We start from the raw sequence: 21208 nt of genomic DNA, 5'->3' as shown, positions 1-21208 counted from the left end.
TAATTGTTGCCGGAAAGGTACAGCTGGTACAGCCCGAAAAAAATTATCAGCAATTTTGCGTTCTAACGTTGTGATAGCGCAGCGTGGCATCGCATCAAAACGCGGGGGGCACCAGCAGTTTTAACAGACATAGTCTCAGCAATACAGTGGCTTAAGTGATTCACACTAACGAATAAGAAGGTAATGCTCATTAATAAGTGTGATTGGCACAAAAGATGAATGATTCATATAGAAAAAACAATAATACGATACCGTAATTACCATTTAACGATATATATTATTGAAAAGCCGCCTTGAAATCTTCGCATTACAGGCGCCGACATTTATAACAAAACACCTGATGCCCATCAATAAAATAGTCAGGGAAGGTTTTGCTTCTTAGCTCAAGGATATTCTCAAGGATTTGGCTATGCCTCAGCAGACTCGCAGTATTGCTTTTATCATCAACTCGCTGGAAGGCGGCGGCGCCGAACGGGTGATGTGCAGACTGCTGAGCATTATGCAAGCGTATTTTACTCAGCAGGCAATTTCAATACATTTATTATTACTGGACGACCTTCCAGAGTCACACCGCTGTCCCGACTATGTAACCAAAACCACCTTGAATACTTCGGGTAATTTGCTCCAGGGTTATCGCCAGTTAAAAACCGCGCTTGAAAAAATCAAACCCGATACGTGCATGAGCTTTCTGACCCGCAGTAATATGCTTAATGTCGTGCTGGCACATCAGTTGGGTTATCAGTCTGTAATCAGCGAAAGAGTGAATACAAGCAGTCATTTTCCGGGAGGCCTGAAAGACAATATCAGCAAAATGATGATTAAGGCTACCTATCCCAGAGCGCATAAAGTGATGGCCGTATCCGAGGGAGTCAGAGCAGATTTGATCGCAAATTTCAACGTCTCGGCAGCCCAGACAGTGACGGTTTATAACCCTTACGATGCGACAGAAATTCAGCAACTGGCAGCAGAACCAGTGACTGATTTGCCAGAAAATGCTTATATCGTTGGCACCGGCCGGCTGGTAAAAAATAAAAATTTTGCTTTGTTAATTGACGCCTATGCGCAAAGTAATATGGATGAGGATTTGGTCATTCTGGGCCAGGGCGATCAGGCGGAGGCACTCAGTGCTCAAGCCGCCCGTCTTGGCGTTGCAGACAAGGTGCATTTTCTTGGATTTAAATCCAATCCTTACCCTTATCTGAAACAAGCCAGATATTTTATATCTACCTCTAATGCCGAAGGTTTTCCAAACGCTATTGTTGAGGCGATGTGTCTAGGTAAAGCCGTTGTGGCGACAAACTGTGCATCCGGCCCGGCTGAGATTTTATCCGGCGAGTATCCGGCGCACACGGCGACATTTACGCCGGCAAACTACGGGTGTTTATGTCCGGTAAATGACGTGGATGCCGTGCGCAAAGCGATGGATTATCTCAACGATCCAGAGAAGTTGGAGTATTTTGCAGCCCGAAGCGCTGAACGCGCTAAAAGCTTCAGTGACGCCATTTTTGCACAGCGAATTATTGAGTGTCTGAATTTGCCATCGCCTGTCCAGGATACCCCTTATGTTCCTGCTGGTTAAACTGGCCTTCGGGCTGGTCAGCGGTTATCTGGTTTATCGCGCTATATCTCGCCGCTGTAATAAATATCTGGCGTTTGCGGTAATGGCGCTGTGGCTACGGTTTTTTCTGTCTGCATTTCACCAGATTACGTATGAGCCCCTTGTCGCGGGTTTTTCTATTAATGCCCTTTCATCTATCGGGATTACAGCCGTAGGCCTTTTACTGCTCCCTACCACCATGCTGACACTGAGAAAGCTGGGGTTACTCTATTTATTTTTCGCCATTATTGTTGTCAGTGGCCTGTTAAACGGAACGTTTAGCGGGTTGATTAACGTAATGGTGAAGTGGTTGTTTTTTCTTACTGTGGCGGGCGCTATTTTTATGGCAACCCGTATCACGGGTAAAGATGAGGTTCTGCGAAAATTACTGGTCGCATTTTTTCTCCCGGTCGGCTTGCAGATTATGTCTATTTTACTGGGTGAAGCCAAGGCGACTGAATCTGATGGATCGGTAAGTTATATCGGTGGCTATAATCACGAGGCAGCATTTTCCATGATTATCGCCAGTTTTACGCTGGTGGTGGGGCTAATCTCTACCGGGTATATTCGTTTTCGAACTTTACTGTTTTCTTTAGGCTGTATTTTGCTGGTCATAGCGAATTACCGAACTTCGGTGCTGGCTATTTTGCCTCTTGCTGCAATATTTGCTTTCAACACCATGGAGGCCAGAATCGCTTCCAGATATAAGCCTGTATTTTTTATCGCCGCCTTTTTTGGTATGGGATTGGCATTTTTACTGTTGACTTATTCGATGCAGGACCGGTTTGCTGATGTGTTTGTTTTTCTCGGTTCGCTGGACGAGCTAATGAAGGCGCCCATGTACTATTCAGAGGCTGAAAAAGATATCTTTTCAGCCCGGGTATACATCTGGAGTCAGTACATTTACACCTATTGGCAGGGTAGTTGGATTCATCAACTGGTGGGGTGGGGCCCGGAGTCCTGGAGTGGCCGATTCCCCAAATACGCACACAATACGTATGTGTCTTTTCTATTCGAGTATGGTGCGCTGGGATTATTTAGCTTTCTTTTGGCGGTAGCCGGATTTTTAAAACAATCGCTGCGGATAAAAAATCGGCGGTTTTCACTTATGCTGTTTTCTTCAATGGTGGGCTTTCTGATTATGTGTTTCGCCACTATGCCATTGTGGAATATTGAAGGACTCATTCTGTACGCCATTCTGATCGGCAGTACACTGGCACCAGTGCGGTTACTTAACGATAGCGAGAGCCATGCACCTGCCTTCCTCACCCGATTTATTCGCTTACAAAAATAGCTGTGGATACAGCTGTTACTGGAGAAAAATATGAAGCTTTGTGCTGTAGGATTGCGCGGTATTCCCAATGTAATGGGTGGAATAGAGTCGCATTGTCAGCAACTTTATCCGCGCATGGCTGAAGCTGACATAGATATTACTGTGATCTGCCGCTCGCCTTACGTCGATAAACATGTCCGCAATTACAAAGGGGTCAGGCTGCGTTCAGTATGGACGCTGAAACATAAATTTTTTGAGACATTTTTGCACACCTTTCTGGCGATCATTTATGCACGCATTGTGGTTCGCCCGGATGTATTGCATATACATGCTATCGGCCCGGCGCTTTTTGCACCGCTGGCCAGACTGCTGGGTATGAAAGTGGTAGTGACTCATCACGGCGCAGATTACGATCGACAAAAGTGGAACAGCTTCGCGAAAACATTATTAAAGCTGGGTGAAACTCTCGGTATCAAATTCGCGAATAAAATTATTGTAGTAGGTCAGTCGCTGACAACCCGTTTGCAGAATGAGCACCCCGCACAGGCCGCGAAAATTTGTTACGTCCCCAATGGCGCGTTAACTGATGTTGATGCGTCTCTGGGCGCTGACAAACTACCCGGAGATCTGGATATCAAGCCTGGCGGGTTCATTCTTACAGTAGGCCGCCTGGTGCCGGAAAAAGGCTTTCACGATTTGGCTGAGGCTTACCGAAAAAGTCAGTCAGAACTGAAGCTGGTTATTGTAGGCAGTGCCGATCATGAAGACGATTATTCCCGCGCGCTAATTAATCAGGCATCAGAGAATATTATGATTGCAGGGCGCAGAAGCGGCGATGAACTGCATGCTCTGTATAAATTTGCCCGGGTATTTTGTCTGCCTTCCTATCATGAAGGATTACCGATTGTCGCTTTGGAAGCTATTGCCGCCGGTACACAGGTGATTTTAAGTGATATTACGCCAAATGCGGATATCGGGCTGCCCGATGATTGTTATTTTGAGGTAGGCAATACCGATGCACTGGCAGAAAAACTCACCGAACTGTCTGCGCTTAATCTGCAAATCGACAAAGCGCGTTTTTTGGAAACCTTCAACTGGGATAATATCGCGGTTGAAGCAGCGCAAATAATCAAATCATCAGCCGGTTCTGCTACTGGCTCAGCGCGCAGGGCAAATCAATGAAAAGTACCCGCAGGGTCTATCTTTACCCATTTACGCACAGTAACGGATTCATAGAGCGCACCAAGAGCGTGCTGAGCCGACAGGGATTTTCAATATTACCGCTTAAAGAATTGTATTCGCTAAATAATTTTAAGAAACGGGAAAAAAATTCTGTACTGCTGAACTGGTATGAAGACCAGCCTTTCAGACAAGGACTTTCGGGTATTCGGCGCATCTTGTTTATTATCGGTTTTCTGCTGAGTCTGCTGGCGATGCGTCTTTTTAGTTATCGGATAATCTGGCTACGGCACAATTTCAAGCCGCATAATCTGCAAAAAACAAATAGGTTGTACCGGCTGATCATCTGGCTGATGCATAAAATATCACACGAAATAGTGACGCTGGAGCGGGTTACGGCGATAAGCACACAGACCGTCAGGCATCCGTTGTATAAGTCAGATATTGCATTACAAGAATTCAAAGAGGACTCGGCCAGTCATCCACGTAACACAGAATTTCTGTATTTTGGTGTTATCAAGCCCTACAAACGGCTTGATGCATTACTTAACGCCTGGCCAGAAATGCAACCTTTAAAGATAATGGGCAAATGTGCAGATGCTGACCACACCCGTTTACTGCACGAAATTATAGCGCGTCGCGGCCTTGCGGTAAGCTGGCAAAACGCGTTTATTGAACAGGACGCGCTGGAAAGCGCAGTCGCGGATAGCCGCTTCGTCATTATTCCCCACGAAGACGGGGCCATGATTTCTTCCGGCACATTTTATATGGCACTGAGTCTGGGAGCTAATGTATTGTGTTTTGATTCTGCATTTGGCCGCGCCAAATCGAAAGAATTCAACTTTGTTCATGTGTTGAACGCAGATAACCTGCAAGAACAGCTTTCTGAACTTAACTATACAGACAGTGAGCAGGTCATTAATCAGGCCATGCAACGTTATGGTGAGCGGGAAGTGTTATTGTCCTGGCAGAAGGTTTTGTAGGGAACGCGCAAATCGTGTTTTTCACTTTTTGCGCTGTTTTTCTTATGCGGCTGCGTTGCTGGCCTTGAGCTGCTGATAAATCTGGCTATCTGCTTCACACCGCTGGCGAATTTTTGTCATGATGGCAGCGTCGTTAGTAATATCACTAAAGGCATGCTGGTTGGGGCTTTTATTTTTGCTATCAATATTGATTTTGGTTTTAAAACGTTGATTAAACTGAGCGATCCAGCCTGGCATATCGTCAAGGGTACCGGCCACTGCAAACCGTCTTAAATTTGCAACAGCAGCTTCCACCGCGGTCTCAGGATCTGCAAGAATAGCATCGCTGTCGGTTATGCCTGAAAAATAGCGGGCATAGGTTACACCGGCACTGATGCCCTTCGGCGAATCGATATAACTGTCGATATCATCATTATGCTTTAACCACTCAGATTCTTTATATCTGTTATACACAAACTCTGAAATAAAGCGGTCTACCGGATCACGCAAAATGGTAAGAAAGTGCCAGTGTGGGGAGTATTTGCTTACTACGTCCGGCCGGGCAATACAATGACCGTTAGTGTATAACATTCCTGGCGTCTCCAGGTGCGAGACGAGCTGGCACTCCCTGGCAGTCATCATATCAATACCCAATAATTCCGCGTTCGACCGGCTGCTTTTTAAGTCAATGTGGGCCGTAAACTTAGTGGCTTTGAGAACACTGGGATATACAGATGCATAAATAGCTTTGGATAAAGAGACGCCGGCACACTTGGGGACATGACAGAAAAAAATTCTGGGGTATCGCGATAAATATTTGCGTGACTGTTGCTTTAAAATTTCTTGCACGATTCTTGCTCCTAAAAAATCACTTATGGAAATGCTTCTGACATCTCCTCAGGCAACGATGCTTTTTCTTAACTTTTCGCAGGGAATTTATGAGCCATACCGTCAGTGTTGTCATTACGACGTTTAATCGACCGGATGAATTGAAAGAAGCGCTGGATGGCGTTTATGCTCAAATTGTTAAACCGCTGGAAGTTATTGTGGTCAATGATGCATCTTCAGTGCCATATGACCAGGTTATTGAAGAATTCAGCCATCATGACAACTTTATCTATAAACCATTGGCGACCTCGTCAGGCGCTAATAAAGCCCGCAACGTAGGTGTAGACAGCGCGCGCGGGGATATCATTGCGTTTTTAGATGATGATGATATCTGGATGCCCGATTATCTACTGGAGCATCTTCAGGCTTATGATGAGGGAGCGGATGCTGTTGTTAGTGGGTATCAGAACCTGGGCAAGGAAGATGAAATTTTTGTACAGCTGTCACCTCATGTCGAGCCGGATATTCTCAAGACCGGTAATCAGTACTGCGGTATGAGCGGCTTTAGTATGAAACGTTCGCTGGCCATTGAAGAGCGTTTTGATGAAACCCTGCCCAATGGTCAGGACTGGGATATGTATGTCCGACTGCTGCAAAAAGGCTACAAACTGGTGAATATTCCCCGAGCAATATTCATGTATCGCTTTATGAACATGGATGGCATAGGCGCCAAAGTTGCCAAAATGACGCCTGAGCAGGCCATTGTGCGTCTGCGCTCTGCCGATAAGCACAGAGCTTTTTTAGGTGAGGAGAATTATCGAAAACGCGTGGCTGCGCAGCTTCTCGTTTATCTACCGCTTAAGCAACAAAAAGCACAGTGGATTATGCAATCTGTCAAACGCGCCGGTTTGCGCGTGACATTGCAACATATCACCGCTGTTTCTCTGAAAAAACTGCGCCAGCGCGTTTAGCCCGGTTAAGAATGACAATGGAACTTTACGAAGATCAGTTCGCTGATGAACACGACTATTCGGTACAAACTGCTACTGAAAAAACCCTTATTATCGCCTCCACAGTGCGCTCAGGCAGTCATATGTTGGGGCATGCATTGCATCAGACAGATGCGTTTGGTTTTCCTCTGGAATATGCCAATACGAATAATCTGCACCACTGGAAACAAAAATTTGGCCTTACTGATACGCATGCAGTGATGCGTGAACTTATGCGCCGTCGCACTTCTCCCAACGGTGTATTCGGTATCAAGCTTCATTATAGCCACTTACAGACACTCGGTGGCTTTGCCAGTGTGAGAGCCCTTTTTCCCAATCCTCATTTTGTCTTTCTCAGTCGAGAAGATGTGATGTCCCAGGCTGTATCGCTGGCCGTGGCCAGGCAGACGGGCGCATGGATTTCCAAACAGCAGGCGCAGCAACAACCAGTTTATCGGTTTGACGACATAGACGATGGGTTACGTCGGATCCTGTTTGAAAACAGCTCATGGAAATACACACTCAGTGCTTCGGGCGCTGCTTACATGGATCTACGATTTGAAGATGTAAAGAGCGATACCGCTCACGCCATCACCCGTATCGCTCAGCTAATGAAGGTTACTGTTGAAAGTGAACGGATACCGTCGGCACCGGTGACAAAAAAGCAGAGTGATACGACTAATCAGCAGTGGACCCGTCGCTTTATCAGTGAATTTAACCAAAACGATGAGCTGATGCGGTTCAATCGGGAAAGCCCGTTACGACGTGTAAAGAAGCGTCTGCTTCGCCGCCGTACCGCGAAATAATCGTATTTAGAAGGTCAACAGAACAAAGGACGAATGATGTTTTATAATTGGGCCGAAAAACAAAAATATGCAAAAGAAAAGTCCCTGATATTCTGGTGGCAGTCGAAAAAAGATCCCCGGCCTAACATTGGCGACTACGTGGCGTATGATTTGGTAAACCGGATCATCGCCATGAAAGGCAGAAAAATTACCGATAAACTTAACCATGACAATAAATTGGTAAGCGTTGGTTCGGTTCTGCACTTTGCAAATACCAATGACACTATTTGGGGGACAGGCCTCAATAAAAAAATGGACGATAAGGTAAATCGTTTCGACAAGTTGGATGTGCGGGCAGTACGCGGGCCTTTAACGCGGGACTATTTGATGAAGCGCGGCATTGAGGTACCACAGATCTACGGCGATCCGGCTATTTTGTTGCCGTATTTTTATCCTAAATCTCTTATGCAGACATCGGATGCAAACGCGTACATTGTGATTAATCATATGAATGATGATATGTCACATTACGACGACTATAAGGATGCGTTGGTGACACCGATGCAATATCCGGGTAGCTTCATCGAATCAATTGTTAACAGTAAACGGGTTATTTCCAGCTCCCTGCATGGCGTAATTATCGCCGAAGCCTACGGTATTCCCGCTGTTTTCTTTGACTCTGGCAGCGGAGAGTCGATGTTTAAATATGAAGATTATTTTCAGGGCACGGGCCGTCGGGATATTCCTAAAGTTACCTCAGTAAAAGAGGGACTAACGATAGATATTCCCACCCCCCCTGATTTCACACCGATTGCCCGTAAACTTTACCAGGCGTTTCCGTTTGATTTGTGGGGCGTGTAGTGAATGGGCCCGGATAGAAGATTATCCGGGCCGGTAACGCAAATCAGAGAATTTCGTAACAGATAGGTTTGTAACTGAAGTTGTTTGACTCTCCGGCCGAGCAAGCGGTAAGCCCTACAATCATATCCATCTTTGCTTCAAATACTGTGTAATCGCCAGCTTTACTCTTGGGCGGTAACACAGAAAGCTTGCCTGATTCATCGATAGCCACATTCATAAAGGTGTTGAAGGTGGTATTTATAAGGTGCTCAGGAATACCATATGCTGAAAAGGCGTTGGCGAGATTGCCGTGACAACCGGGAACCGGTTCTTCATCAGGATAAAAGTGTCGAAAAGTCGCTTTGCTGCACGGGGTCAGTAAGAAGTCATGATCTTCAACGGTATCTTCGATAATTTCAAACATCTCCCGACTCGCGTTGGAATACAACTTAGCGCCCTGACCAAAATTAACGCTTTCGTTATAGTCTAAAGAGCGGCCTGACGACAGATATTCATTATGATTTTCACTGTTAAAAGCGTAGAGATCAGCAACCTGTTCGCCTTCCGGGTCAATAACCTTAAGTTTTTGACCGGCTTGCAATTCAAACGCTGTACCACTACGTGGTGCTATTTTTTCCATCTTTTACATGCTCCCTGGTAGGGTGAAAAGGGCACTGCCAGTTTTGTTCTAACTGGCGCCCACTGTATTGTTTTGCCTCAGAATCACTACCGTGGTTATCCAACATTGGATTATCGGAGCCGCTAAAAAGTGTATCGCGTTTGCGAATATGGTCGCGAAATTCAACAAATTTCCCTTCGTCACGGAGCTGGTCAAACTGTTGGTGAAGATTAAACACTATCGTTGGAGACTCGAAGCGACGGCTTTTACGGCGGCTCACCGGATTCAGACACACGATAAAGAAAGCATGGCCTCCGAGACTGAAACTGAAATTATCGTGTTCCGGATTCTGGCTTACCCGTGAGTCCCATCCGTGAAGACGACAATCAACATCGTGGAGCTGTTGCAGCTTGTCCCACAATAATCGTTCAAACTGACGTTCGCTATGATGCCATGGTCCCTCAAAAGTACATACAAATGAGGAAAACATATGTTTGCTGATATCAAACCGTTCAATGAAAGCGTACAGGTCGCTGAGGATATCGGTATTGTCGGCGCTGTCATCCAGCGAACCATAATGATGATGATGGATTTGTTCTTTATGCAGCGCTGTTTTGGCGCCGACACAGGGAAAACCTTTTTGCGCAATAAATGCTTTTAAATTTTCATCCTGCTGAGATAAGTAAGTTTGCATGAATGGGTCTCTGTGGTTGCTGCATGAAAACACGGGCACTGCACAGACAGGTTGCTCAATACCAACATGGAGCGATCAAGCGGGTGCTCTCATTGTCATACCCGCAAATTGTGTGCGGCGAAGAATCAACACACATTGGTAAGCAAACGCTAGTGCACAAAGAGTTTCCATGGTCTGTCTCCAGAACGATAATTTTTTTATAATTACTATTGGTTAAGCATCTTTTGTGCCTACTTTTGTAGGTTTTTATCACGCTGAAAAATAAGAGATTTTTTCGTTATTTAATTAATGTTTATAGGATGTTTGAAAAAGTGAGGTGGGGGTTGTGAACGCTTTACCTGATGATAGTTGCTCAGGTAAAGCGTAGTAAGCGGTGAACCAAAGCCCCTATTCGGGGCGCGGAGTGTGGGGTGGTTGGTCAGGTTTTACTGGTTGTTTTTTCGTACGTTTAAGCTCTGCCATTACCGAAAAGCTCTTACGCCGGAAGAATAGCAACAGTATGCCAGAGTAAATAACAGCCCCAGTGCCAGCGAGCGCTGCAATATTGAGAAAGATATTTTCCAGCCCGTAAATGGCAAACCGTTCCAGCCAAAGCACAACAGCGTACATTATGATAGCGGCAGCCGAAAACATCCAGGTGTGACGGAGTGCATCTACAAGGCCGATTCCTAAGTGTTTTTTCACCAGCGCAAATTTCAAAAACAATGTGATGTAATTTGCCACTACCAGAGCGACCACAACCCCGTACAGTCCCCACGGCACCGCAAGCAGTGGCAATACCATATTTACAACCAGGTTAATCATATTGAGGCTGAACGCCTGGCGTGGCATACCACGGGAAATAAGCAAGTTGGGCAGATAATATGCCATCACCTGGGTTGGCGCCATAACAGCCATTATCGAAAGCAGGTAAGCGCTGGTGGTCCACTTATCGCCAAATACCAGCTCTACGAAAGGATGGGCTATCGCGCCCACACCAAAATAGACCGGCGATACAAATATAGCGGTCATACCCACCATGCGGCCAAAGGTATTATTCAAATTATCTGTACTGACCCGGGATAGTCCGGCCAGTGCAATTCGGTTCAATGGCTGAAAAGTCAGATTATTAATCACCGAAAAGCCCTGGCGAGCGACGGAAGCAAAAGCAAATGTGGATGCACCGAGAAAAAACGCGATGATTATGTTAGAGGCCTTTTGCGAGAAGAAATTAACAAAAGACATAGCAATAAGCGGCTTGGCAAACGTGATAATTTCAGGCAGATGAGACCGATCGGCGACTTTCTCAGGCCGAAAGTCGGAGCGCACGCACGTGAGTATGGTGGATATCACCGCCTGAACTATTTTACCAAAGATGATTGCCCAGGCCCCATACCCGTCCAGTGCAGTAACCACCGACACGATGCCGCCGATGAGCACACCAACCGTGTCGTACACGGCTAGCTTTTTGTTTTCAAAATTGCGTTCAAGTTTTGCTTTATGCACCAGCCGGAACCCATTGGCTACCGGAATAATAGCCAGTGCAGCGATAAGCTGAGCCGCCAGCTCTGAGTAGGTAAACCAGGCGATAGGAACTGCCACAGCAAAAATCAGTATTGCTATTACACAGGATACGCCAATCAACACCCAGAATGAGAGGCTGGCGAACTGATTGTCCCAGGTTTTTCGCTGGATCAGGTTCTGACTTATGCCCACGGTGACAAACAGGTTGCAAAATTCAACCACCATCAGGCAAATGGCCACCAGTCCAAAGGCTTCTACCTCAAGAATTCGGGCCATTATGGCGTAGACAGCGAAATTGACTATCTGTGCAAAGCCATTTGCTGAAAGGTTAAAAAATGCACCCGCGATAGATTTAGCTTTTAATGACATGTACTGCGTTACTTTCCATGTTTAAGAAAAAATGCCTGAACCAGGCCGCCTGATGACTTATTTGATCACCCCATTTAACCAACCATCGTGGTCAGCGCCTGTCAGGGTAAAGTTAGGTATTGCATGTATATCATCGATGGGAAACAGCGCCTGTCCGTCTGTATCCAGCCACTTTTGTGCATGGCGGGTATTTACCTCAGAAGGATACGCATAAGGCACGGTGATGGTTCCTTCGAGTTTTGGCTCACCCTTTTTAGTGTTAAACAAAAAGTTGTTGATATAGCGGGTTTCTGCGAACTGCTCAGGGTCGAATATGGCCAGGCCAACTTTATTGGCATCCTTTTGGGTGATTACAATATTATTTTGCGCATGCGTATAGAAACTATCATCGTCCTGAAACCGAGATGCAGCGATGCCATTACGCCCCACCGTTATCAGATTATGAAAAACGTGGGTTTTACCGAACGAACCGGTGTACAGGCCGCCCAGTTTGATCGCTGCCCATTGTTTTCCGGTCTGGTCCCCCAGGTCATGAATATAGTTATTGAAAATATAAGCCGGGCCAACACGGGTAGGGATTGCAGAGACACCAGTATAACTGTGACCAATATCGTTGTTGTACACCATTACATTATACTGGCCACCATCAATCTCAATACCGTCGTCATTGGCGTATCTCAAAGTATTATTGTAAATGGCCGAATCCCGCACAAAGCCGCCCAATGGCTCTGCGTTTTTGCGTCCTTCAATAACGTCATTAAAGCGATGCTCCGGAGACCCTTCAAATCGGTTATTACGTAGTATCACCTGACCTTTAAAGGCTGGATCCGGATGGTTCGCATGAGCAAAAAATGCATTTGGTCCTTTAGGATGGCCGAAACGCCAGTCGTTGGCTTTAGCGCGCGGATCATGAACATGACAGTTTTCTATTGTGATAACGCCACTTCGGCGCAGATAAATCGCTGAGTCATAATTGATAGGTTGCGCATCTTCCAGTTCGTACGCTATTCCGTCTTTCATAATATTCGGTGCCCGGCCCCAGCCAGCAATATCACACTGGTTAATCCAGATGTGATGCGCTTTTTCGGCATACACACTATGCGTACGGCCACCACGCACTGTGATGTTTTCAAAATAGATATAACTGTTGTTTCCCATATCGATAGCATGTTTTTCACCTGCTTCGGCGGTAATGGGAAGCTCCGGGTTTCCGACAATTTTCGCCCAGGCTCCTGGCTTTCCCTGAATATCCAGCGCTTCAATATCAAGGGTTCCGCCACTGTAGATATCTGCTAACTGATAAACTTTCTGCGGATCAATCGGGGGCGCAGATGCTCTGGTAGTAACCTGTCGCTTTAAAATCTGACGAGGTGCATCGGCGCGATCAAGGTCAATACGAACAGTGTATGTTGTATCAGGGCGCAAATAGACCACCGGCCCGGTGAGATTTCCCGTCACCGGCTCCCAATGCAGATCACGGGCTTGCTGCCATGTATTATCAGACCCATCAGCCTGGCGATAAGAAATCGAAGCGGTGGTCTGCGCATCCTGACCGGTTATAGTGATGCTTAGTGATTCGATTAACGGCTCAATATTTACACCTGCCTCATCAAACGCCTCTGCCGGATATAGCGGAGTGGTTAAAACCCCGGTGGATGATGACCAGGACTTCACCTGGCTGTCACTTAATAGACTAGCCTGGAGTAACTGGTGATAAAGCGGGTAGCGATCGATGGGAAATAGCAGCATCGCAGCTCGGACAAACTGCCGGGCTTGTTCCGGGTAACGGCCGATTAAGGTTGTGGTGGCCTCGTAAAGCGACGAACCCTTTTGCAGCGTAGTAAGCAGTTGTGCTGCAGCGCTGATTTCCTCGTCTTTCAGCTTTTGCAGCATTCTCTTGAATTGCTTATCATCCTTCATTGACTCTACAAGCACTCTGACCTCATCGTCGGTCAGGGGGCTTTCATTCATAGCGGAAAGCGCCTTCACTCCGGGCTGGCCGGGAACAAATGATGATGAGGCAAAGGCCGGGAATGGACCCAGTAGCGATGCGGTTACAGATAAATATAAGAGCAGGCGGGAGAAGGAAAAGTCATAGCGCATCGAAAAAGTCCTCTGAAGTGCACGTTTGAGTGGCTTTGATAGAATGACATGTCCCCATCAAGGTCATTACTATTGATGGAAGACGAGTGTTTGTTCTAACTATGTAAGTAGTACATAAGTGACAAAAAGAATTGATAAAGCAATTTGCGTGCTAATGTGGCGGGACAAAAAAGTAAGAAATTAAAACTGGTACTGCACAGAGCCACCCAGGTCGGCCGCCCAGGCAAAATTGTGACGGGAGAGGGTGCTCGTATCGCCACCAGACAGGTCGTGTAGGGCTGAATAACTGCTAGCTGAGGGCATACCAAGATGATGACACAAAGCGATAAACATTAAATGGCAACGAAGCCCGGATTCATCGCAATGCAAATAAATGTGACCGCCTTTGGTAAGAATCTGACGTAATTCTGCAACATACTGTTGAAGCATGGCGATTTCAGCCTGACTACTTTCCTGCAAATGCACAATAGGAAGCCACACCCACTCAATATTTTGCGCCCGGCATTGTTGTTTAAGTGTTAGCACATCCTCTTCAGATGTCTGGAATGACGCAACATGGGATACACCCTGTACATGAAATTCTTCTAGCAAAGCAATGTCAGGACGTGGACCAAAAGTAACTTTGCCCGCCGGCGTATGAAACCAGTTCAAAAAATGTTGAGGCGACCCCTTAGCGGGTTGAGGGCTCTGAGATTCTTCGGGCTGTTTCATATCGCTAATAGCCTTAAACAACATAATAATAGATGGAAAGATAGTGACAGCTGCACCCGGCTATAACAAAAAGATGCCAGATAGCGTGAGTATATTTTACCTTTTTTGCGACATAGAAGATAACCCCAATACTGAAGCAGAGTCCACCGGCGACGATAAGCCACAATCCGGGCTCTGGCAATGCTGTATATAGCGGGTAGATGATCGCTAGTGCAATCCACCCCAGCAACAGATAAGTGGCTACTGAAATACGGGGAAACCGGTGCTGAGCGACCAATTTAAACGCTACGCCCCCAAGGGCCAGCGACCAGACCACAATGGTCATTGAGATACCCAGCCAGCCGCCAATAGAAATAAGCAGTAAGGGCGTATAAGTGCCCGCAATGAGCAGATAGATGGCACTGTGATCAAACAACTTCAACCACCCTTTGGTTCGCTGATGGGTAATTCCATGATACAGCGTGGAACTTAAGAACATGAGGATGAGCGAAACACCGTATATCACTGACACGGTGACTGCTAACACACTGTCTGCCCGCAGCAGCATTAAGACCAGGCCTGCAATAGCGCCTACCAGCCCTACGCCGTGACTCAGACTGTTAATCCATTCTTCTTTAACAGTATAACCCGCAGAGGGTACTGACGACATAACCAATCACCTTTTGAGCGTACACGTGTAAACTCAACCTTATACGCATCAACCTCAAAATTCGATGAACGCGTGTCAAATCAAGGTTGAGCACATACTTATCATCCTGGAATAACTGAGGAGATACTACAGATATGCCAGGTTTTTATCACTATCTCCCGCCTGATGACAGGCGCAGCAGCACGCTCCTCTTGTATCATGTGCTGGCGGGGGGAGTGCATGAGAAAAAAATTACATGCTCTTGGTAAACTATAAGTGAGAAACCAGTCACCAACGCAATGTAGAATGACAGACAGCTGGTGCTTCATCTAACGAAATAAAACGGATTTACCGCGGGATTGTTTTGGGTTACCTCTGCTTCAAAACTCATAGCTCAGTGATACACCATAATCTACGTCGGTCTTTTTCACGTCTGAAAACGGTATTGAGTTATGTTTCACCTCAATATCAAATCCTACGCTCAAAGAGGGGCGGATGGGAAAGTTAATACTGCCCACACCCAGTAGTCGCAGGTCACTCAGGTCATCGACAGCCGGCTGGATATACGTAGAAGCCGACGCGACATACGGAAAATCGCCGGTATGCCGATATACCAGATTGGTGTAAATATTGGCTCTTATAGTGTCGTCTGTTACCGACGTCTGCTCAGAGGTTTCTGACTCATAAAACAGTCCTGTGCCGACAATAAACTGGCGTTCAGAAGTTAAGTTTTTTTCTTCATTGCGCCATCTTACATTGGCACCAGCCAATCGCCGGCCTGAGATGTCGGCAAAGTCATCATACTGATACTGAACAAAAAGTTCAGAGTCGACTGACTCTCCAAATTGATCCTGACGAACCCATCTGCCATGTAAAAACAGTTCATCTTCGTCTGTGACATCGTTGGTTTCTGAGTAGCTGTAGTCACCTAATAAAACAAATAAATCGGTGTTTTTCTTAAACCGCACTAAGCCGTTTACACTATATTCCTGCTCATCCTTATTCCCGGACTGGCCATTAATACTCACACTGGTTTCGCCACTGATACCTTCTGGCGGTATGATTGTTACATTGATTGGCACAATTGCATGAGCAGCCTGACTCAGGCCACAGCACATTAACCCGGCTACAAGATACCGCACAGGCTGTACTGTATTACAGTGGGGACTAAGGTCTGGCATAAAAATATCCTTATCGAAGCGGATTGCAGGAGAACCTTCACGCCTGCTTTTTCAAAAAGGCAGGTAATCTAGCACTGACCTCTTCAACAGACAAAATTATAATGATGGGAACGGGTAGGGCGCGTCTGGCAGTGGGCAACACTGTAAAAGGGTTATCCGGCTAGTTAGATTACTCACAGCGCATCATCTTGCTAAACCAATGCTTTTCCCTACCTGATGCTACTTACTCATCTTCCAGTTCTGCATTTAGCTTATCCATTAAAAGGAGCAGCGTTGAGGCCTCCGCCTGGGTAATGTTTTTCAGCTTACATCGCATCTGCTCAGGTATACCCTCTGCCCGTGCTTTTTGCTGATGACCGAATGGGGTCAGCAAAACCCGTCTTATGCGACGATCTTTTTCATCTGCAGAAAAAGTAATAAAGCCTTTTTTTTCCAGCTTCTTTAGGATAAGGCTCATGGCACCGCCATCGATGCGGGTATGTCCAACCAGTTCTGAAATCGGTACATCGTCGCGTTCCCACAGGCTCATCAGAACTACGTACTGCGGATAAGTTATCCCCAATTGGCTGAGCAGGGGACGGTAAGCCCGGCTGAAAGCATTGGACAGGGTATAAAACCGATGGCAAAGCTGATTGTTTAAACTAAGGGGGGTTGTCATAAATCACCTCTGAGACAATTTTGCATGCAAACTACTTGAACAGCAACACTATATGGGTTAATTTGCTTTGCATGCAAAGTAAATTAACAGCAGGAGAAGCTCATGCATAAACTGGATAGCGTTATATATACAGGCAAAGCCACTGCCACAGGTGGCAGAGATGGCCGCGCTGAATCAAGTGATGGACGTCTTAAAACCAAACTTTCCGTACCACAAGCCATGGGTGGCGATGATGGTGATGGCACTAACCCTGAGCAGCTGTTTGCTGCCGGTTACTCTGCCTGTTTTATCGGCGCCCTGAAGCATGTCGCAGGTACGCAAAATCTTAAGCTGAGCAATGATGTTTCAGTTACAGGTGAAGCGGCTATCGGACCTATCGACAAAGGGTTTGCCATTGCAGTGACACTGACGGTGGATTTAGGTGATATGCCTGAAGCTGATGCCCGCAAGCTGGTTGACGCAGCACATGAAGTTTGTCCTTACTCAAACGCAACCCGCGGCAATATTGAAGTTGATTTGAAGCTGGCCTAACGTCCCGCAGACTGTCCGATCTCGACCGTAAAGCCCATGCTGTCACCTAATGAGGTAAAGGTTTCTACAGCCTGGTCGGGCAGCAACATAGCGATAGTCACCGCAGTATGATATTGAGTCTCGTTAATGCTGCCCGAATGCTGTTGAGCAAAATGACGAACAAATTGTTCGTGTTTGAAATCGGCAGTAACCCTCAAACTGGTTTGCTTAACCAATTGATGGGTGGGCAGTGATTCCAGGGTCATTTGAGCCGATGATGAATATGCCCGTACCAACCCTCCGGCCCCCAGCTTTATCCCACCGAAATAACGCACTACCACAATAATAATGTCGCCAATGTCATTATGTTGTAAAACATTCAGTATAGGTTTTCCGGCAGTGCCACTGGGTTCACCATCGTCACTCATAGCAATGCTTTCAGGAGCGGCAGGCGAGCCCAGTAAGTATGCCCAGCAATGATGGCCGGCATCGGGATATTTTGCTTTGAGACTTGCCACAAACGCCATTGCGTCTTCTCTGCAAGGGGCATGTGCAGCGTAGCCGATAAACTGGCTTTTCTTTATCTCATAACGAGTATGATAAGTAGTTTTGGGAATTTGATATGGCATAGGGTAGCAGTATACCTGTGAATATAACGCTTAGCACGTCGCTGTTACTGCATTTTATTTGGTTTAAATTGCGTAACAGTGTCGCTTGCCACCTGCTGTAAAAACCTGGCCTGCTGTGGCGATAACCCCCCATAATAGCGGCTTTGTGAAGATGGAATATCAAACAGCCATTGGTAAACCACACAGGCAGCAAGATAAGTCCCCGCTGTATTAGGATGCTTGTTGTCGCTGTACAGGTTGAGCTGAGGCTGCCTTTGGACTGCAAGGGCAAAAGCGGCGCCGGCAGGGATAGCCCGGGTCGCCGTATTACGGGCCGCCCGTTCATAGGCACGTTGCAGTTTTTCAGTCATAGCCGGCTGCTTACGATAAGCCCACGTCATCAGCAAATGTACGGTAGCGCCCGCGTCGCGTGCTTCATTAGTCAGTCTTAAGGCGTATTTTTCAAACCGGGCATAATCCGTTATTGGTTCGTTACTATAACCCTGCAGAATAACATGATCCCAATTATGCTTAGCGATCACCTCAACGGTATCTCGACGAGTGACATGGCCCTTTAATGTTTCTCCACCAAAGGCATTGCGTTGTGTAAATAACTCTTGCGAGGGGGTGACGTGACGGGCAAGCGCAGCCACGTGATGATCGATACCCTGGTTAAAAAACGTGAAACTGTTACCGATAAATAGCAGCTTCTGAGAATGTTGAGCGACCGTCAGGCCGCTGAAAAGTAGGCTGACTAAAAAGATAACGGGAACAAATGCAGGGTGCATACGCTTTAACCATTGCGATGAAGTAACGGCTACTTTATCGAATTTTGGGGCATAAATAAAAAGCCGCCCCTGGGGCGGCTTTATCAGGCTCTGAGACCTGTATATCTGCATTGCAACGTAGTGATTAAGACTTAAGGTCAAACCTGTCGTTGGTCATTACCTTCGTCCAGGCAGCGACAAAGTCATCCACAAACTTCTGTTTTGCGTTATCAGATGCATAAACTTCCGCAATAGCACGCAATTCAGAATTTGAACCATAGATCAGGTCAACCGGCGTGGCGGTCCACTTCTGCTCACCGGTCTTGCGGTCTTTGCCTACATAAATTGTCTCGTCATCCGACGATTTTTCCCACTGCGTAGACATGTCCAACAGATTCACAAAAAATGCATTATTCAACTGTCCGGGAGTGGTAGTAAGCACACCATGCTGCATTTGGTCGTGGTTTGCATCCAGACTCCGCATGCCTCCTAACAATACTGTCATCTCTGGTACCGTTAAGGACAACAGATCAGCACGTTCAACCATCATTTCTGCCGGCGATTTCCAGGCGTCCTCAGAATAATAGTTTCTAAAGGCATCAGCTTTGGGCTCTAAGTAGGCAAAAGAGTCGACATCGGTCATCTCTGCACTGGCATCAGCACGACCTGGCTTAAACGGAACACTGATATCATAACCGGCATCACTGGCGGCTTTTTCGATGGCAGCAGCCCCTGCCAGAACAATCGTGTCCGCCAGAGAAATTTGCACCTCAGATGAGCCTTCGTTGAAGTTCTTTTGAACTTGCTGAAGTTCATTCAGTACCTTGTCCAGTTCGTCCGGGTTATTCACCGGCCAGCTGTTTTGCGGAGCCAGTCGGATCCGCGCGCCGTTTGCGCCGCCACGCATATCGGTATCGCGATAGCTTGCAGCAGAGGCCCATGCCGTTCTCACTAACTCTGGGATCGTTAATCCGGTCTCTAAAATCTGCGCTTTTAACTGGGAAATCTGTTTGTCATTTACCAGTTTATAATCGACTTCGGGAATCGGATCCTGCCATTTCAATACTTCCTCAGGCACTTCATCGCCAAGATAGCGAGCACGGGGGCCGAGATCTCGGTGATTTAGCTTGAACCAGGCTTTAGCAAAGGCTTTCTCGTATTCTTCCGGGTTATCTTTAAAGCGCAATGCGATTTTACGGAATTCAGGATCTTCTTTTAACGCCAGGTCAGTGGTGAACATTATTGGTGCATGGCGCTTTGACTTGTCGTGGGCATCCGGAACCATATTCGCAGCAGATTCTGATTTAGGAATCCATTGAGTGGCTCCTGCCGGACTCTTCGTTTTTTTCCACTCAAAGGCAAACAGGTTATCCAGATAGTTAGTCGTCCATTTCGTGGGCGTAACTGTCCATGCACCTTCAAGGCCGCTGGTCATGGTATCTTCTGCGTTACCTTTACCACATTTATTTTTCCAGCCCATACCTTGTTCTTCAACACCTGCTGCAGCCGGTTCTTTGTCCAGACAATCTGCTTTTTTAGCGCCGTGGGCTTTACCAAATGTGTGACCACCGGCAATCAAAGCAACAATTTCTTCATCATCCATTGCCATGCGACCAAAGGACATACGAATATCTTTTGCTGACGCGATAGGGTCTGGGTTGCCGTGAGGCCCTTCAGGGTTAACATAAATAAGCCCCATTTCCACCGCAGCTAAAGGTCCTTTAAGTTTGCCTTTTTTATCCCGGCGCTCGTCGGTTAAAAACTTGCTTTCCGGTCCCCAGTAAACCAAATCGGGTTCCCAGTCATCAACACGCCCACCGGCATAGCCGAATGTTTTAAAGCCCATGTCCTCTAACGCTACATTCCCGGTAAGCGCCATCAAATCCGCCCACGAAATACTGCGGCCGTACTTTTGCTTTATTGGCCAGAGCAGGCGTCGCGCCTTATCCAGATTAGCATTATCAGGCCAGCTGTTTAGCGGGTCGAAGCGTTGTTGGCCACCACCAGCACCGCCACGTCCGTCGTGCACACGGTAGGTTCCCGCAGCATGCCATGCCATACGAATGAAGAACGGACCATAGTGACCATAGTCAGCCGGCCACCAATCCTGTGAGTCGGTCAGTACTGCACGTATATCTTTTTTTACAGCTTGTAGGTCAAGCTGCTCGAAAGCCTCAGCATAATCAAAATCTTCACCATAAGGATTTGATTCCGGGCCATGCGCCCGCAATGGGCCAAGGTTCAGCTGTTCCGGCCACCAGAATGCGTTGCTGCGCACTTCTTGTGACTGCGCCTGTTGTTCGGCAGCCATTGTTACCGGCGACAGTGCGATGGACACTGCCGCTGCCACTGTCATTACGCGCTTTAACATAATTTATTCCTCTTAGTACAATGTCATTAACAT

General features: G+C 46.8%; 20 protein-coding genes. 8 read left to right on the top strand and 12 right to left on the bottom strand.

The genetic code is table 11. The features are described 5' to 3' along the window. Nucleotides 1-409: 409 nt before the first annotated feature. From F458_RS0107020 to F458_RS0107005, 4 genes are read left to right on the top strand one after another with little or no spacing between them, the layout of a single operon-like run. A complete protein-coding gene (locus F458_RS0107020) occupies nt 410-1579 on the top strand; it encodes a glycosyltransferase (protein WP_018982688.1) in 1170 nt (389 codons plus the stop codon). After that, entirely contained in the window at nt 1563-2891 is a 1329-nt protein-coding gene (locus F458_RS0107015; protein WP_018982687.1) for an O-antigen ligase family protein, read from the top strand. The genes F458_RS0107020 and F458_RS0107015 overlap by 17 nt, the downstream gene beginning before the upstream one ends. A 30-nt stretch (nt 2892-2921) precedes the next feature. After that, a complete protein-coding gene (locus tag F458_RS0107010) occupies nt 2922-4052 on the top strand; it encodes a glycosyltransferase family 4 protein (RefSeq protein WP_018982686.1) in 1131 nt (376 codons plus the stop codon). Further along, the gene (locus F458_RS0107005; RefSeq protein WP_018982685.1) at nt 4049-5032 is read left to right on the top strand and encodes a glycosyltransferase family protein; all 984 of its coding nucleotides are present in this window, start codon (nt 4049-4051) and stop codon (nt 5030-5032) included. The genes F458_RS0107010 and F458_RS0107005 overlap by 4 nt, the downstream gene beginning before the upstream one ends. A 42-nt stretch (nt 5033-5074) precedes the next feature. Here the strand turns inward: F458_RS0107005 and F458_RS0107000 are convergent, their stop codons facing one another. Continuing rightward, a complete protein-coding gene (locus F458_RS0107000; protein ID WP_018982684.1) occupies nt 5075-5860 on the bottom strand; it encodes a sulfotransferase family 2 domain-containing protein in 786 nt (261 codons plus the stop codon). A gap of 89 nt (nt 5861-5949) precedes the next feature. On the opposite strand from F458_RS0107000, the gene F458_RS0106995 reads away from it, so the two are divergent. From F458_RS0106995 to F458_RS0106985, 3 genes are read left to right on the top strand one after another with little or no spacing between them, the layout of a single operon-like run. Continuing rightward, entirely contained in the window at nt 5950-6810 is an 861-nt protein-coding gene (locus F458_RS0106995) for a glycosyltransferase family 2 protein (RefSeq protein ID WP_018982683.1), read from the top strand. Nucleotides 6811-6827: 17 nt separating this feature from the next. Next, entirely contained in the window at nt 6828-7634 is an 807-nt protein-coding gene (locus F458_RS0106990; RefSeq protein WP_018982682.1) for a Stf0 family sulfotransferase, read from the top strand. A 33-nt stretch (nt 7635-7667) separates the two neighbouring features. Further along, a complete protein-coding gene (locus tag F458_RS0106985) occupies nt 7668-8474 on the top strand; it encodes a polysaccharide pyruvyl transferase family protein (protein WP_026294550.1) in 807 nt (268 codons plus the stop codon). A gap of 43 nt (nt 8475-8517) precedes the next feature. Here the strand turns inward: F458_RS0106985 and F458_RS0106980 are convergent, their stop codons facing one another. The 8 genes from F458_RS0106980 to F458_RS0106945 form a co-directional block, all read right to left on the bottom strand. Further along, on the bottom strand, nt 8518-9093 hold the full coding sequence (locus tag F458_RS0106980; RefSeq protein ID WP_018982680.1) for a DUF1989 domain-containing protein: 576 nt from the start codon (nt 9091-9093) through the stop codon (nt 8518-8520). Further along, nucleotides 9071-9766 (bottom strand): guanitoxin biosynthesis heme-dependent pre-guanitoxin N-hydroxylase GntA, encoded by a 696-nt coding sequence (gene gntA / locus F458_RS0106975; RefSeq protein ID WP_018982679.1) that lies wholly within the window; start codon nt 9764-9766, stop codon nt 9071-9073. Before gntA ends, F458_RS0106980 begins: the two co-directional genes overlap by 23 nt. A 387-nt stretch (nt 9767-10153) precedes the next feature. Continuing rightward, complete coding sequence (locus F458_RS0106970; protein ID WP_018982678.1) at nt 10154-11638, bottom strand: lipopolysaccharide biosynthesis protein; 1485 nt, start codon at nt 11636-11638, stop codon at nt 10154-10156. Nucleotides 11639-11695: 57 nt separating this feature from the next. Continuing rightward, entirely contained in the window at nt 11696-13741 is a 2046-nt protein-coding gene (locus tag F458_RS19205) for a right-handed parallel beta-helix repeat-containing protein (RefSeq protein WP_018982677.1), read from the bottom strand. 180 nt (nt 13742-13921) lie between these two features. Further along, a complete protein-coding gene (locus F458_RS0106960; protein ID WP_040610166.1) occupies nt 13922-14452 on the bottom strand; it encodes a protein-tyrosine phosphatase family protein in 531 nt (176 codons plus the stop codon). A gap of 13 nt (nt 14453-14465) precedes the next feature. Further along, nucleotides 14466-15101 (bottom strand): PAQR family membrane homeostasis protein TrhA, encoded by a 636-nt coding sequence (gene trhA, locus F458_RS0106955; protein WP_018982675.1) that lies wholly within the window; start codon nt 15099-15101, stop codon nt 14466-14468. A gap of 359 nt (nt 15102-15460) precedes the next feature. Then, nucleotides 15461-16261 carry a DUF481 domain-containing protein gene (locus tag F458_RS0106950; protein ID WP_018982674.1) on the bottom strand — a complete coding sequence of 267 codons (801 nt, stop codon included), beginning with the start codon at nt 16259-16261 and terminating at the stop codon, nt 15461-15463. A gap of 223 nt (nt 16262-16484) precedes the next feature. Further along, nucleotides 16485-16919 (bottom strand): MarR family winged helix-turn-helix transcriptional regulator, encoded by a 435-nt coding sequence (locus F458_RS0106945; RefSeq protein ID WP_018982673.1) that lies wholly within the window; start codon nt 16917-16919, stop codon nt 16485-16487. Between the two features lie 102 nt (nt 16920-17021). Between F458_RS0106945 and F458_RS0106940 the strand changes: the two genes are divergently transcribed. Further along, entirely contained in the window at nt 17022-17450 is a 429-nt protein-coding gene (locus F458_RS0106940) for an organic hydroperoxide resistance protein (protein ID WP_018982672.1), read from the top strand. Here F458_RS0106940 and F458_RS0106935 read toward each other — a convergent pair. The 3 genes from F458_RS0106935 to katG form a co-directional block, all read right to left on the bottom strand. Next, entirely contained in the window at nt 17447-18058 is a 612-nt protein-coding gene (locus F458_RS0106935; protein WP_018982671.1) for a YigZ family protein, read from the bottom strand. The two genes, F458_RS0106940 and F458_RS0106935, sit on opposite strands and share 4 nt — an antisense overlap. A 44-nt stretch (nt 18059-18102) precedes the next feature. After that, nucleotides 18103-18825, bottom strand: coding sequence for an SGNH/GDSL hydrolase family protein (locus tag F458_RS20070; RefSeq protein WP_156824195.1), 723 nt, complete (start codon nt 18823-18825; stop codon nt 18103-18105). 124 nt (nt 18826-18949) lie between these two features. Further along, on the bottom strand, nt 18950-21175 hold the full coding sequence (katG, locus tag F458_RS0106925; protein WP_018982669.1) for a catalase/peroxidase HPI: 2226 nt from the start codon (nt 21173-21175) through the stop codon (nt 18950-18952). Between the last annotated feature and the right edge of the window lie 33 nt (nt 21176-21208).

This window comes from Salinimonas chungwhensis DSM 16280 (assembly GCF_000378185.1).
Taxonomy (GTDB): domain Bacteria; phylum Pseudomonadota; class Gammaproteobacteria; order Enterobacterales; family Alteromonadaceae; genus Alteromonas; species Alteromonas chungwhensis.
Note: the sequence above shows the minus strand (reverse complement) of the source record. Positions and strands in the feature narration are given on the sequence as shown.